The sequence below is a fragment of the Paenibacillus sp. FSL R10-2734 genome (assembly GCF_037963865.1).
Taxonomy (GTDB): domain Bacteria; phylum Bacillota; class Bacilli; order Paenibacillales; family Paenibacillaceae; genus Paenibacillus_AQ.
Map to the genome: position 1 here is coordinate 5,434,525 of NZ_CP150170.1, position 13,490 is coordinate 5,448,014.

Annotated in this window: 13 protein-coding genes and 1 pseudogene; 3 read left to right on the plus strand and 11 right to left on the minus strand. The window is 41.5% G+C overall.

Translation table 11 applies throughout. The features are described 5' to 3' along the window. Positions 1–78: 78 nt before the first annotated feature. The 5 genes from NSS67_RS23830 to NSS67_RS23850 form a co-directional block, all read right to left on the minus strand. Positions 79–1,488 carry an extracellular solute-binding protein gene (locus NSS67_RS23830; RefSeq protein ID WP_339316107.1) on the minus strand — a complete coding sequence of 470 codons (1,410 nt, stop codon included), beginning with the start codon at positions 1,486–1,488 and terminating at the stop codon, positions 79–81. A gap of 211 nt (positions 1,489–1,699) precedes the next feature. Continuing rightward, positions 1,700–2,626, minus strand: a complete 927-nt coding sequence (locus NSS67_RS23835) for an IS3 family transposase (RefSeq protein ID WP_339320580.1) — start codon at positions 2,624–2,626, stop codon at positions 1,700–1,702. Then, positions 2,575–2,892 carry a transposase gene (locus NSS67_RS23840; protein ID WP_339314317.1) on the minus strand — a complete coding sequence of 106 codons (318 nt, stop codon included), beginning with the start codon at positions 2,890–2,892 and terminating at the stop codon, positions 2,575–2,577. The genes NSS67_RS23835 and NSS67_RS23840 overlap by 52 nt, the downstream gene beginning before the upstream one ends. A 295-nt stretch (positions 2,893–3,187) precedes the next feature. Next, entirely contained in the window at positions 3,188–3,841 is a 654-nt protein-coding gene (locus NSS67_RS23845) for a deoxynucleoside kinase (RefSeq protein ID WP_339316108.1), read from the minus strand. Next, on the minus strand, positions 3,838–4,461 hold the full coding sequence (locus tag NSS67_RS23850) for a deoxynucleoside kinase (protein ID WP_339316109.1): 624 nt from the start codon (positions 4,459–4,461) through the stop codon (positions 3,838–3,840). The genes NSS67_RS23845 and NSS67_RS23850 overlap by 4 nt, the downstream gene beginning before the upstream one ends. A gap of 205 nt (positions 4,462–4,666) precedes the next feature. Here NSS67_RS23850 and NSS67_RS23855 point away from each other — a divergent pair, with 205 nt between their 5' ends. From NSS67_RS23855 to NSS67_RS23865, 3 genes and pseudogenes are all read left to right on the plus strand, one after another. Then, positions 4,667–5,398, plus strand: a complete 732-nt coding sequence (locus tag NSS67_RS23855) for a hypothetical protein (RefSeq protein WP_339316110.1) — start codon at positions 4,667–4,669, stop codon at positions 5,396–5,398. A 106-nt stretch (positions 5,399–5,504) separates the two neighbouring features. After that, positions 5,505–5,864, plus strand: a pseudogene (locus NSS67_RS23860) (copper amine oxidase N-terminal domain-containing protein); the annotation flags it as partial. 32 nt (positions 5,865–5,896) lie between these two features. Further along, positions 5,897–7,455 (plus strand): IS3 family transposase gene (locus NSS67_RS23865; RefSeq protein ID WP_339316111.1). Its coding sequence is split into 2 segments (ribosomal slippage): positions 5,897–6,530 and positions 6,530–7,455, totalling 1,560 coding nucleotides; the frame shifts between segments, so codons are not numbered across the junction. Positions 7,456–7,566: 111 nt separating this feature from the next. Here NSS67_RS23865 and NSS67_RS23870 read toward each other — a convergent pair. From NSS67_RS23870 to NSS67_RS23895, 6 genes are all read right to left on the minus strand, one after another. Continuing rightward, on the minus strand, positions 7,567–8,766 hold the full coding sequence (locus tag NSS67_RS23870; RefSeq protein WP_339316112.1) for a saccharopine dehydrogenase family protein: 1,200 nt from the start codon (positions 8,764–8,766) through the stop codon (positions 7,567–7,569). A 308-nt stretch (positions 8,767–9,074) separates the two neighbouring features. Further along, the gene (locus NSS67_RS23875) at positions 9,075–9,290 is read right to left on the minus strand and encodes a DUF5808 domain-containing protein (protein ID WP_339316113.1); all 216 of its coding nucleotides are present in this window, start codon (positions 9,288–9,290) and stop codon (positions 9,075–9,077) included. A 140-nt stretch (positions 9,291–9,430) separates the two neighbouring features. Continuing rightward, positions 9,431–10,165 carry a GntR family transcriptional regulator gene (locus tag NSS67_RS23880; RefSeq protein ID WP_339316114.1) on the minus strand — a complete coding sequence of 245 codons (735 nt, stop codon included), beginning with the start codon at positions 10,163–10,165 and terminating at the stop codon, positions 9,431–9,433. A 207-nt stretch (positions 10,166–10,372) separates the two neighbouring features. Next, entirely contained in the window at positions 10,373–11,188 is an 816-nt protein-coding gene (locus NSS67_RS23885) for an alpha/beta fold hydrolase (protein ID WP_339316115.1), read from the minus strand. A 39-nt stretch (positions 11,189–11,227) separates the two neighbouring features. Next, positions 11,228–12,049 carry a purine-nucleoside phosphorylase gene (locus tag NSS67_RS23890; RefSeq protein WP_339316116.1) on the minus strand — a complete coding sequence of 274 codons (822 nt, stop codon included), beginning with the start codon at positions 12,047–12,049 and terminating at the stop codon, positions 11,228–11,230. Between the two features lie 35 nt (positions 12,050–12,084). Next, positions 12,085–13,458, minus strand: a complete 1,374-nt coding sequence (locus NSS67_RS23895) for an MFS transporter (RefSeq protein ID WP_339316117.1) — start codon at positions 13,456–13,458, stop codon at positions 12,085–12,087. Positions 13,459–13,490 lie beyond the last annotated feature (32 nt).

Genomic DNA, 13,490 nt, shown 5'->3' on the forward strand with positions numbered 1-13,490 from the left:
TAATAATGGCATAACAGCACCATTATTACGCTTTGCATTTATCCTCAAGAGAACATCAAGTTCAGAAAAAAGCACCTTTTAAATCATTTGGACAGTATCATCCTGTTCCGAAATTAGGACACTCAATTCCTCATGAAGTGTAGCCTCATCAATCATCTTTGACCAATAAGCGTTCAGCAATTTACGAAAGCTTTTGAGATCAGCTATCGGAAGACCTAAATCCTTAAGGTATGAGAAGGTGGGAAATAACTCTCTATACATCAGATATCTCGAAGGACGATTCAAATGATCCGTGATGCTCATCTCTGCGATCCGCTTTCGAGCTGGAATACTTACCGTACGTTCCCGGATGATTTTCTGCGCTTCTGCGGAAGCAAGGAAGCTGACGAATTGGCGAGCCGCTTCCTTTTGTCTTGAATTTCCGACCACGGCCGCCCCTATCGTCACAAGCAGCGTCTTCTGTGGATCCTTTGTTTTCAGCCTAGGTAACGGTGCAAGATCATAGTCCAGCTTTAACTCCTTGAATTCGTTTAAATTAAAAAATGTCGTCAGAATCATTGAAACCTGCTCTTGGACAAACAAAGATATCGTCTCATCTTCATGATTTCCAGCAAGGTATTTAGGGAAAATCTGATGGTTGTTCACGAGCCGGCTATACACACTGAGGCTATTCGCCGTCTCTGGACTAAGTGTACGGTGTTCGGCCCCGTCTGCCACAGTTTGAATCCCGCTCTGCAGCAGGAATACGGAATAACGATTCTCGGAAGCAGGTACAAAATAAATCGCATGGCGTCCACGTTTCTCAGCTAACTGACGAGCCGCTTCAATCAAGTCATCCCAGGTCCAGTAGCTATCCGGTTCCGGCAGATCTGCTTCCCGAAAATGGGCCTTGTTGTAACAAAGTACCACAGGGGAGAAGGAAATCGGATAGGCATACAACTGTTCTTCATGATAGAAAGCTTCTGTCGCAATTGGATATAATTCGGGATCGGGATCAAGCGATTCCAACAGTTCCGCCGCTCCATTTTCAGCCATTTCCTGGAATTGTGTACTATTCAGCGATACGGCATCGAGCATCCCATTATTGATCATCTCCACAGCAGAATTCACATGGTCAAAATCATTCAAGGCCAGCGGCAGGATATGGATGCCCGGATGTAGCCGATGAAATTCGCCAATCAGATCATCCAGCAGAAAGTCCTTGGACAACGAGGAACTGCAGCCAAAATGAATGCGGATTCTCTCTTGTACGGATTCCATAACCATGCTTCCGACCCGGTCGATTTTGACAATAAGACCTTCCTGAACGAGTATATCCAGCCCTCTTCTGACCGATTTATTACTTAGCTCAAATTGCTTGGCTAATGTACTTTCTGCTGGAAGATAAGCACCGGGCTGTAGAACTCCACTTAGAATATCCGTACGAAGTTTACCCACCATATGATCCAATCGCTCTCGGAAGGAATGACGACCTGATTTATTATTCATGTACAATTCTCCCCGAAAAATTTAAATTTACATCATCTCCCTCTTATTTTGCGTCAACTCTGATTTGAAGTCAAATGAAAATACCGAATTTTCCCATGTATTCCCTCGTAGAGAGGTTCCACGTACGGACCGTATGGCCCTTATTTTCGGTAAATGAGCACATTTAGTCGGGTTAACGGACTGTATGGACCTCTGTCAAGAAAGTGGACAGTCACGAAACAGATTTTCCAGTAAATTGCTCAGCAAAACGAACGGGGGAAAGATACCCCAGCGCACCATGCATTCGCTTGCGGTTATAGTAAAACTCAATGTATTGAAAAAGCGCCTGGTAGGCTTGCTCCTTGGTTTTGAAGCGTGGATTGCAATAGATAAGTTCCTTCTTCAAAATGCTGTGCCATGACTCGATACAGGCGTTATCGTAACAGTTGCCTCTGCGGCTCATGCTGGATTCCATGCCGTATTCCTTCAATTGCTTAGCGTATTCATGAGAAGTATATTGAGAACCTCGGTCGGAGTGATGCAATAGGCCCTTTTTGGGTCGTTTGGCTGCGTAAGCATCTTGCAAGGCACCCAAAACCAGGCTAGTTTCCATATGGTTCTCCAGACGCCACCCTACAATTTCACGCGTACAAAGATCCATTACACTGGCTAGATACAAGCGTCCACCTCGGCAAGGAATATAGGTAATATCCGTGACCCATACTTTGTTGGGTTTAAGGATCTTAAATTGTTGGTTTAAAGTGTTCGGAGCGATCGGGTGGTCATGATTGGAGTCGGTAGTTTGCACGCGATACGTTTTACACACAACGGAACGAAGCTTCATTTGTCGCATATACACGCTTACAGTACGCTCGGTAATGGTGTAGCCTTCTTGATGTAACAGGACGGTGATCTTCGGACTCCCATACCGCTTATGATGATCCGCAAAATGATACTGAATTCGCTTCATTATGGCAGTCCTACGAAGCTTTTGTGTATTGGTTTTTTCTAACCGCCACTTGTAGTATCCGCTCCTTGACACCTGTAGAGACATGCACATCTTCTCCAAGTGGAACTCGGAGCGATGCTTTTCAATAAACTGGAATCTTAGTTCCTTGGTTTGCTGAAGATGTGCACTGCTTTTTTTACGATCGCTAATTCTTCTTCCACATCAGCGATCTTATTATCTTTTTCTTGAAGTTGGCGACTCATTTCTTTCAACTGCGCCTCAAGTTCTCGTACTCGATCCCTGCTGGCTACCGGTTCATTCTTCAGTTCTCGGTATTGGCTCATCCATTGATGAAGAGTACTTTTAGGGATGTTGAGCTCTTCGGCCAAGTCACCTACCGTCTTCGTTTGATCTTGAATGAATTGCACCGTCTGTTTCTTGAATTCTTCGTTATACCGTTGTCGATGTTCTCCCATGTGAACACACCTCCGTGGACTCATTATCGGTCAGTCTGTTAACTGGTGTCCACTTTTAATTCTAACTCCAGTATCGCACTTATTCCCTAAAAAGAAGCCCATTTTCAGGCGATTCGGCGCGAATAGCGGCGCCGGGGTCCGTTAGTTCGACTAAAACATGTATTTAGAGCATATAGGGTCTGCTGTGTCCGTTACACCCCAAAGTGGTGGGTGGATCATTAAAAATAGGATTTACTGTAGCAGAAAAATAAAAAAACAGCACCCAAACTCGGGTGCCGCTGCTGATCGTCTCTTATTATTTTTTGTCGACAGGCTTACGAATCGCATTGCCTACCTTTACAAGAATATCCGACATCGAAGCCGAATCATTCACATCATAATCATCAATGTTCAAACGGAGCACTGGGCAAGCTGTAAACTCGTTGATCCATTTCGAATATCTGCCATGCATATGCTCCCAGTAGGAAACATCCGTTTGAATTTCCATCTCACGACCACGTTCATTAATTCGTGACAGGATGGAAGGCAGGCTGCCTTCAATATAAATTAGCACATCAGGGTGCGGGAAGTACGGCGTCATGACCATAGCTTCGTACAGGCTTGTGTAGGTTGCATAGTCCGTTTTGGACATCGTACCTTGATCCGCATGCATTTTCGCAAAAATGCCGGTATCTTCATAAATGGAGCGGTCTTGGACAAAACCACCGCCCAGTTCGAACATCTTCTTCTGTTCTTTAAAACGTTCGGCCAGGAAATAGATTTGCAGATGAAAGCTCCATCTCTCAAAATCATGATAGAACTTTTCGAGATATGGATTTTGATCGACCTGCTCTAACGAGGTTTGAAAATTAAGTCTTTTAGCCAAAGCGCCTGTTAAAGTGGATTTCCCCACCCCCACAGTTCCAGCTACGGTAATTATGGCATTTTCCGGGATATGATATGGATTCATTTCATTAGCTCCTTTATATAAGAGACAATTTCAGTGAAGTGTTCTGGATTCTCCACGAAATCAACTGCATTTCCATCAATAGTAATAATTACGGTCGAAGGCTCCTGAATGGCTAGAGAGGTCATAGCGTCATCATAATCTATAATTAATTGCTCCAAATACGCAGTATCCATTCCCTCTTCAAAAGGCCGCCCACGTTTTTCAATTCTTGTTAATAACTTATCTAAATTGGCTTTAATATAGAGAATGATATTTGGCTTTGGCAGATCATCCGTAAGCACATGATAAATTTGCCGATACTTTTCCCGTTTCGTTCCATTCAGCGTTCGTTCTCCAAAGATGAGGTTCTTATAAATATGGTAATCCGAAATGACCGGTTTCCCTTTATCTATGTACTGCGTCACAGTATCTTCAAGCTGCTTATACCGATTACAGAGAAAAAACATCTCCAGCTGAAAGCTCCAATCGTCCATATTCTCATAAAATTTAGCTAGAAACGGATTCTCATCGACAATCTCTTTAATGATCGGTAAATTTAATTCCTCTGCTAGCATAGAAGCTAATGTTGTTTTACCAGCCCCGATTGGGCCTTCCACTGCAATAAACGGCGCATGTTTCATTGACGCTGACTTCCTCCTCAAATACGGACCCTGCTAAAACTAGATTTTTAAAAAACAGACTAAATTATTGTATCACAGGAGACCTTTCTTGTGAGCGGGTAAATATGAAGAAACTTTTCCATTAGTTCCAGCGTCTAATTGTAAGATAATGGATTATAGTGTAAACATATTGAAGTAAACCAATAAAAAAAAGAGAGGTATTCCTATGAAAAAATGGCTCAGCATCGTTAGTGCTTTTCTAGTATTAAGTCTCTCATCTAATGTAAGCGCAGTTGCAGCAGAGAATCCGGCCACGACTACTAACATCGCATCGTATGGAGCGGATTATCTGATTAAAACAGATGGCTCCTTCTGGGTATGGGGAGGCAATCGTTCCGTACCCACTCAAATTCATGACCTGAATGATGTACAGTCATCCTTAAATTCCCAATATGTAATTAAAAAAGATCTTTCAGTCTGGCAATGGAGAACAACAGCATACGCTCAAACAGTTCAAGTGACCCCAGTTCAAGAGCTCGACAATCTAATGGATACGTTCTCGGTTGTAAATAGAACGGTTGCCGCCCTTAAAGGCGATGGAACAATTCTAACCGCCACCTTTTCGTCCGATGGACTAACAACCACCGACTTCACACCGATTTCTGGCATCGATAACGTAGCCGCTATAGATGGTTATTATGAGTCTGGGTTACATAAAGGTTGGACACGATTTATTCTCCTAAAGAAAGACGGAACTGTATCCACTACATACGATGACTTCGAGAGCTTCGAAACGATCCAGAATTTAACGGATATTATTCAAATCAAAAACAATCTGGCACTTAAGAAAGACGGCTCCGTATGGAGTTGGCCTGTCCTAGATTATTACAAAAATCCTGAAGCTCCAATAAATCTATCTGCGACACCCTTCAATGGAATCAGTAATATTCAGCCATGATGCACCGGTTCCAGTGCAAAAGCCTATTTCGATCTCCTTAAACGGACAATCTATTTCTCTCTCAAATGGTGTTATTACTAGAAATGGGTAGAATTTCGTCCCCCTTCGATCTCTATTCGAGAAATTAGGTGCCACAATTACCTATAAAGAGAACATCACAGCAGCGAAAACAGTAGATAAACAAATTATGATCACACGTTCCGCTACAGATAAACCAGCACTCGCCATCCGTATTAACGGTGTAACTGGAGCGACCACAGTGAACAATAAACCCGTGAATCTTCCCACACTTCCTTTCATCGTAAATGGTTCGATGTATCTGCCACTTCGCTTTATTAGTGAACAGCTCGGACAAATGTGGAGTGGCTCCCACAAGAGGAGCGTATCGCCATCACGATGCAATAAAGAGCAAAAAAAGGTGCCCCTAACTTTGATATGCTCCCCATATAGTAGACAGGCGAAATAATAAAAACCTGTTGCTGTATGGGGAGCATTTTTATGGAACAAAAAAAGTTTACGGCACTTGAAAAATTAACGATTCTCCAAGAAATTGAATGCGGCCAAATTAGTTTAAAAGCTGCGGCTCGAAAATACGACTTATCCAAAACATCTGTAGTGAAGTGGCGAAGACGTTATCAATTGTACGGTTACGAAGGCCTGGAGGTGCGATCCCACAATCAAAAGTATTCGCCAGAGCTCAAACTCCAAGCAGTTAGGGATTATCTCGAGGAGAAATTGTCGCAAAGCCAAATCATCTACAAGTATAAGATTGCAAGCACAACCCAACTTGCCAATTGGATTAAGAAGTATAATGGTCATAGCAACAGCTTAACTGCTAATTTAGGAGGAACTAGAGCTATGACCAAAGGACGCGCAACCACTTGGCAGGAGCGGATGGATATTGTGCTGTACTGTCTTTCAAATGGACAAGACTATACGAAGACAGCAACCCATTTTCACGTTTCTTACCAACAAGTATATAGCTGGGTAAAGAAGTACGAAGCAGGTGGTGAAGAGGCGTTACAAGACGGCAGAGGACGCACCAAAGCGCCTGAAGAACTTACCGAAGCAGATCGCCACAAACTCGCGATGCAAAAGCTGGAATACGAGAATGCACGCCTGCGTGCGGAGAATGCTTTTCTAAAAAAGTTAGAGGAACTCGAAAGGAGGAGACGTTAAGTCACGTTCGTCAGGAGGACATCTACCTGGCGATTCAGGCTGTTCAGCAAGAGGAGTCTTGCTCCATTCAGCTTTTGTGTGATATCGCTGGGATTTCGCGGTCAAGCTACTACAAATGGTTGAATCGTGAACCCAGTTCCCGAGAAACCGACAACAAGAAACTGACAGAGGCTATGCTCCTCTTGTATGAGAAGGTGGAACGGACCTTTGGGTATCGTCAATTGACCCTACATTTGCGCAGACAAATGGACAAATCTATTAATGCTAAGCGAGTGTACCGCCTTATGAGACTCCAGGGCATCCAGTCTGTCATCCGCAGAAAGAGAAAGAAGTACATAGGCTCTACGCCTCAGCAGGTCGCAGAGAATGTGCTGAACCGTAACTTTGAGGCGGAAGCTCCAAACCAAAAATGGGTAACGGATGTAACAGAATTCAAATATGGCAACGGCAAGAAGGCGTATTTAAGTGCAATAAAAGATCTGTATGACAAGTCCATTGTTGCTTACGTTCTGGGCCATTCCAATAATAATTCGCTAGTTTTTAACACGCTGGAATTAGCTTTGCAGGCAGCGCCGGAGAGCCGATCCTTACTCCATAGTGACCGTGGTTTCCAGTATACCTCTCTGAATTTTAAGAAGATGCTGGACGATGCACAACTGAAGCAAAGCATGTCCCGAGTGGGCTGTTGCATTGACAATGGGCCGATGGAATCCTTCTGGGGAACATTGAAATGTGAAAAGTTCTACTTACATACCTACCAGACCTTTGAAGAACTTCAAACAGATATTGATAGCTACATTCACTTTTACAATAACGAACGGTTACAGGCAAAACTAAACGGCCTCAGTCCCATTGAATTTAGGACTAAGGCCGCTTAAACTACTTTTATTTATTGTATTGTCTACTTGACGGGGTGCAGTTCACTAAAGGGACACCTTTTTTATATATTAAGATAACCGTCCGCTGAAATCTATATCCACTACTCGCGCTTAGTCAAGCAGCGTTGGCGAGAAATCTTCTTGCCAAGGCAGACCATATTTATTTAGAGCTTCCATGAATGGATCTGGATCGAACTCTTCGACGTTGAATACACCTGGTTTCTTCCAGATTCCTTTTATAATTAACATAGCTCCGATCATTGCAGGAACGCCTGTTGTGTAAGAAATGGCTTGGGAGCCAACCTCTGCATAGCACTCTTCATGATCGCAAACATTGTATACATAATAAGTTTTTGGCTTTCCGTCTTTGGTTCCTTGGATGATACATCCAATGTTAGTTTTACCTTTTGTTCTTGGTCCTAGGGAAGCTGGGTCCGGCAAAATAGCCTTCAAAAATTGAAGAGGAACGATCTCTTTACCTTCATACATGATTGGCTCTATAGAAGTCATGCCGACATTCTCAAGTACTTTCAAGTGAGTCAGGTAGTTCTGTGAGAAGGTCATCCAAAAACGGATCTTCTTCACACCTTTGATGTTAACGGCCAAGGATTCCAATTCTTCATGATACAAAAGATAAATATCCTTAGGGCCAATCTCAGGAAGATCGTATACTTTTTTCTCAGAAAGCGGTGCAGTTTCAATCCACTCACCATTCTCGAAATAGCGGCCATTGGCTGTAATTTCACGAATATTGATTTCAGGATTAAAGTTTGTTGCAAACGGATATCCGTGATCTCCCGCATTAGCATCTACAATATCAATGGTATGAATCTCATCAAAATAGTGCTTTTGAGCGTAAGCCGTGAACACACCCGTTACACCCGGATCAAATCCACTGCCCAGCAACGCGGTAAGACCTGCTTTTTCGAATCTTTCTTTGTAAGCCCACTGCCAAGAGTATTCAAATTTCGCTGTATCTTGTGGTTCATAGTTAGCAGTATCTAAATAGTGCACTCCTGTTGCCAGGCATGCATCCATAATCGTTAGGTCTTGATATGGGAGAGCGACATTAATAACGACATCTGGCTCAAAGCTCTTAATCAATTCAATGACTTCATCCGTATTATCTGCATCAAGCTGAGCGGTAGAAATCTTCGTGCGGCCTCCGGCTAATTTATCTTTCAGAGCGTCACATTTCGCGACAGTTCTGCTAGCGATGCAGATCTCTTCAAATACATCCGGGTTCTGGCAGCATTTGTGAACAACAACACTGGAAACACCACCAGCGCCAATAATTAACGCTTTTCCCAAAATAAAAACCTCCTAAAATTCCATTTGCAAAATCAACAAGGCTGATTATACAGAGTATTTTCGAATAAATCAATAAAAACGGACAAAAAACGACGATTATTGTGTAAAATATTCAATTATTCCTGTTAATACTCTCAAATACTCTCGTTTACTATATTATACACCTATATACCTCACTCCTCTTTCTTCAAATCCGCATAGATGCGCTCGGTCTCAGTGGCATCCTTATTGTTATAAAGCACATATACATCTGGTAATCAATTGATACGGTTCCATTCCCATCTGAAGTTAATGTAGGTGTTGAGAAATCAGCCTGAACGCCCATCCCCCCCCCCCGTCCCGATCAACAGCAGTGCAATGAATACAAAGAGGCCGTAATATATACTCTTACCCGTTTTTGTCCCAATATTAATCGTAGTTCCAATTCCAAGCCGCTTCGGAACCATAACAGAGCGATCATTAGGGTTATTATACGTTGTCCCATTGATCCAATATTCATCATCATCCGTGTATAAGAATCTCATGTTTTACTTTAAGCAAGGCATAAAGATGATTAAAAAAATAAAAAGAGGGCTTTCGCCCTCCAATTAAATTTCAATTTTCAACTCAACTCACTATAGATAGAAGCCAGCTTTCAGGAATATCGCTTGGCTTCAGCAATAATCTATTTATTTATCCGATTAATTTTAATCGAACTGAATTCGGTCGGTATATATATTTTATTCTGGAGAATAACATGGCCAATCGAATCATATAAACTCTCAATTAATAGTGTATATAAATCATTGTTTGAATGGAGTCGATGGGTCGAAGTGGAAATAACGGATTTTGTAAATTTAACTTCTATTGTCGAAGAATGTGCATATTCATAAATTCGTTCTTCAAGCAATTCGAAAAGGCATTCTTTATCATTAAGATTTACTTGGAATTTTGAAGCGATTTCACTTGGCAGTATGGAAAAGGTGTGCGCAACAATTTCATTTTTACTTTTGTACCACCTGTTAAATCCAATACACACTGCCGAATTAATACCGAACAGTTTTTTTATATAATCATAATCGTTGACAAATTCAAGGCGAAAGTCGGAATCAATGTCATCAATAGCTTCCGTACAACAATTAGAAACTGTATCCCCTATTTTCTCTAATCCAACACTTCGTAATTTTGTATTATCTTTAATAAAGTTTCCTTGTCCATGGATCGTCACGATATAGCCATCTTCTTGAAGTAAGCTTAAGGCTTGGCGTAAAGTCATCCTACTAACATTCATCATTTTGGAAAGTTCCAATTCCGCAGGCAACTTACTCCCCACCGGATAAACTCCCTCATTAATTAGTTTTAGTATTTTATCATAAACATCCAAATATAGATGGGACTTGTCTTTATTTTTAATCGGCATTAAGATACTCCTCCTCGATATACATTATATCCCGTCAGTTGGAATGCGCAACCTTAGTCGTTGGGGAAAATAAATAGAACTAAATCCAAATCAATTTCAAACGATTAAAAGAATAGATCTTCGCTGTATAATTTTCACGATTACAAATTATATAAAAAAATAGTTGGGCCGGAATAACGTCCTGTCCAACTATTTTTTTCATGATATTTAAAGTTTTTCAGTAAACCAGTCCGTTGTTATCTTTAACAGACCCTCTGCAATAGATTGATCAGGATTTAATTTGTCACCAACGTATATTTTGAAACCATGATCTGCTCCATCAATAATACGCAAAGTCGCATCGGTACTTCCAGCATGTTGCACTAATTTCCTTGCCAATTTAGGTGGAACGACAGGATCTTCAGAACCTCCAATTGCTAGTAATGGGCCATTATATTTGGCAACCTCATCAAGTGCACGTGAATTTTTCATCGCTGTAAAGAATTTTTCACCAAATTCTAATTGAGTACCCCATGGCATTGTAACGATAACTGAACCTTTCGCATAGGCTTCATCGTCAAGTTTGAAAATAAGCTCTAAATCTTCTACACCGTTTGACGGCGCGGATGACCAGGTAGCAAGTGCTTTAACTTTTGGCACGCGGCCTGCTACTACTTGCGCTATTCGCCCTCCTTGGCTGTAACCCAATACACCGATCCGATTATTATCTATTCCTGAATCATTGGCGATGAATTCGACCGATTTCAGAGTGTCCGCGACTGAATCATCAAAATTATTCTCAACATAAGGTTGAGAACTATCCCCACCTCCTGCAAAGTCGATCCGCAAAGATGCATATCCTCTTGATGCTAATTGAGCAGCTAGTCGTTTGTAGATATCTCCAAGTTCATTTTTATTACCACCCGTACCATGCAACAGCAATACAATAGGAACTGGTTTGTCCTTTGTTGCTCCTGATGGGCTTACCATTATACCAGGAATATTATGACTTCCGTTAGGAATCGATACGAATTGTTCTTTCATGGGTTAATTGCTCTCCTTTTTGCTTATAATGAAAAACAACTACATCTCTTCAATGATCCCGAGCACAAGATTTAGAAATTTCGGCTTAACTTGCTCTGTGGCTTCCATGACTTCCTCATGAGACAATGACTGTTCCAGAATTCCTGCTGCTTTATTAGTTATGCATGAGATGCCTAGCACTTCCATTCCAGCATGACGGGCAACGATCACCTCTGGAACCGTGGACATCCCAACGGCATCAGCACCCATAAGGCGGGCCATTCTTACCTCTGCAGGCGTCTCGTAAGTTGGTCCCAAATTCCCCATGTAAACGCCTTCGCGAAATTCGAATGATTCGCGTTTCGCAACTTCGTGTGCCAATCGAATAAGACGCTTGCTGTAAGCTGCGCTCATATCCGGAAACCTTACTCCTAAATCCTTATCGTTCGGACCCACAAGCGGATTTTTACCCATATTATTAATATGGTCGGCAATGAGCATCAGATCTCCCACTTCATAATCGAAATGAACGCCCCCAGCAGCATTGGTAACGATTATCTGATTAACCCCAATCTCTCTAAGAACACGAACGGGAAATGAGACCGACTGTGCTTCATAACCTTCATAGAGGTGAAAACGTCCCTTCATCATGATCACATGTTTACCTTTAATTTGCCCTGCTACCAGTTCCCCAGCATGGCCTTCCACGGTTGAAATCGGAAAATGTGGAATTGATTCGTAAGGAATCACTTTCACTTCTTCAATTAAATCAGCTAGAACTCCTAAACCCGAACCCAGAATCAGACCGATCTGCGGCCGAAATCCGATCTTTTCCTCGACAAATGAAGCTGCTTCCTTAATCTGCTGTCTCATATTTTGCATTATAAATTTTTCCTCTCCATGCTTTTGAATTCCCTCTATTTCTTAATTAGACGTCCTACCAAAACCCAGTATAGGAATAAGCTAAAAAGCGTAACGAGGGAAAGAACCACTAAAATAGTACTGTATACGGAAGCGACCGGATTATTTATGTTAGGAAGCAATTGTAATGATGGCTTATCCATCATTACCGCCGCATAAGCAATACCGATAGAAGCGCCTACACCCATAATTAAGTTGTAAAATCCAATCGCGGTACCGGACTTTTCCTTCCCAACTGTACCAACGTATGAATCAATTAACGGAGCATACATAAACGCGTAAGAACAAGCGAATAGAATCATTGAACTAATCAGCATAACAGAGCTTTCGATAAAGAATGCACCTACCAACAAACTAACGGTAATACCTGTCATTGCAATCATGATGCATTGCTTGCTCCCTAACATTTTCGCTACTTTTCCGGAAAGCGCACCAACCGTTGCCGCTAAGACAAAAGACGGGATTAGCAGTAACGAAATCGTATCGAGTCTCATATTGAAAATATTCCCCAGAAGAAATGGAAACAAAAAGATATAGGCTAATTGTACAGAGTAAATAACAAAAACTATCAATAACAAAGAAATGAATTGCTTATTTTTGAAAAATGAAAGGCTAATGAAGGCTTTAGAACTTTTGTTGATATAGGTTAAGAACAGGACGAGGGCGACAATAAACGCTATAAGATAAATAGTATTAAAGTTAGTAATATAGAATAATAGAGTTGCTGCAGTTACTCCCACCAGGAATAAACCAGTTATATCGACATTCAGACCTCTTTTCTCTTCTTTTGGCAGATATTTCAGAATAAAAGGAAGAATGAATAGAGTTACCAATGAAACTAAAAACAGGGTCGTCCAATGGAAATAAGTAGAAACAAATCCACCGGTCAAGGATCCTATTACTTGAGACAATGCAAAGCTGCTTGTACTTAATCCTAAAAATTTCTTTTGTTCATTTAGAGGCAATTGTTTAGTCACAAAGATCACATATAAAGTTTCTGCGGATGTCAGCCCCATCGTTTGAATGACTCGTGAAATAACAACCATAATATACGAATGTTGAAAAACAAAACCCATCACTGAACCAACACATATTATTACAATACCTACACTAATAAGTCTTCGGATACTGATGGTATCGGACAAAGCGGCGTATACCACTGCCCCGATCCCAAAAACTAGTCCTGCTAAGGTCGCTTGCCAGGATACCATCGTCGCAGATATATTAAAATCTTTTGCTATATCTACCGAAACAATTTTAAATGAACCGTCAATGACCAAACATAATAAAAATAATAGTAATAGAACAGGTACTGCTTTCTTTATAGTATATTCTTGAGATTTCGCTGCGCTTGCGTTTAGTTCTGTCATGTACTATTCCCCCTCTTCTAGAACAGCTTAGC

Coding starts and splice junctions, on each gene's coding strand:
- NSS67_RS23830 (WP_339316107.1), bottom strand. CDS start 1,488: ATGAATAATAAATCAGGTCGTCATTCCTTCCGAGAGCGATTGGATCAT.
- NSS67_RS23840 (WP_339314317.1), bottom strand. CDS start 2,892: ATGGGAGAACATCGACAACGGTATAACGAAGAATTCAAGAAACAGACG.
- NSS67_RS23845 (WP_339316108.1), bottom strand. CDS start 3,841: ATGAATCCATATCATATCCCGGAAAATGCCATAATTACCGTAGCTGGA.
- NSS67_RS23850 (WP_339316109.1), bottom strand. CDS start 4,461: ATGAAACATGCGCCGTTTATTGCAGTGGAAGGCCCAATCGGGGCTGGT.
- NSS67_RS23855 (WP_339316110.1), top strand. CDS start 4,667: ATGAAAAAATGGCTCAGCATCGTTAGTGCTTTTCTAGTATTAAGTCTC.
- NSS67_RS23875 (WP_339316113.1), bottom strand. CDS start 9,290: ATGAGATTCTTATACACGGATGATGATGAATATTGGATCAATGGGACA.
- NSS67_RS23880 (WP_339316114.1), bottom strand. CDS start 10,165: ATGCCGATTAAAAATAAAGACAAGTCCCATCTATATTTGGATGTTTAT.
- NSS67_RS23885 (WP_339316115.1), bottom strand. CDS start 11,188: ATGAAAGAACAATTCGTATCGATTCCTAACGGAAGTCATAATATTCCT.
- NSS67_RS23890 (WP_339316116.1), bottom strand. CDS start 12,049: ATGCAAAATATGAGACAGCAGATTAAGGAAGCAGCTTCATTTGTCGAG.
- NSS67_RS23895 (WP_339316117.1), bottom strand. CDS start 13,458: ATGACAGAACTAAACGCAAGCGCAGCGAAATCTCAAGAATATACTATA.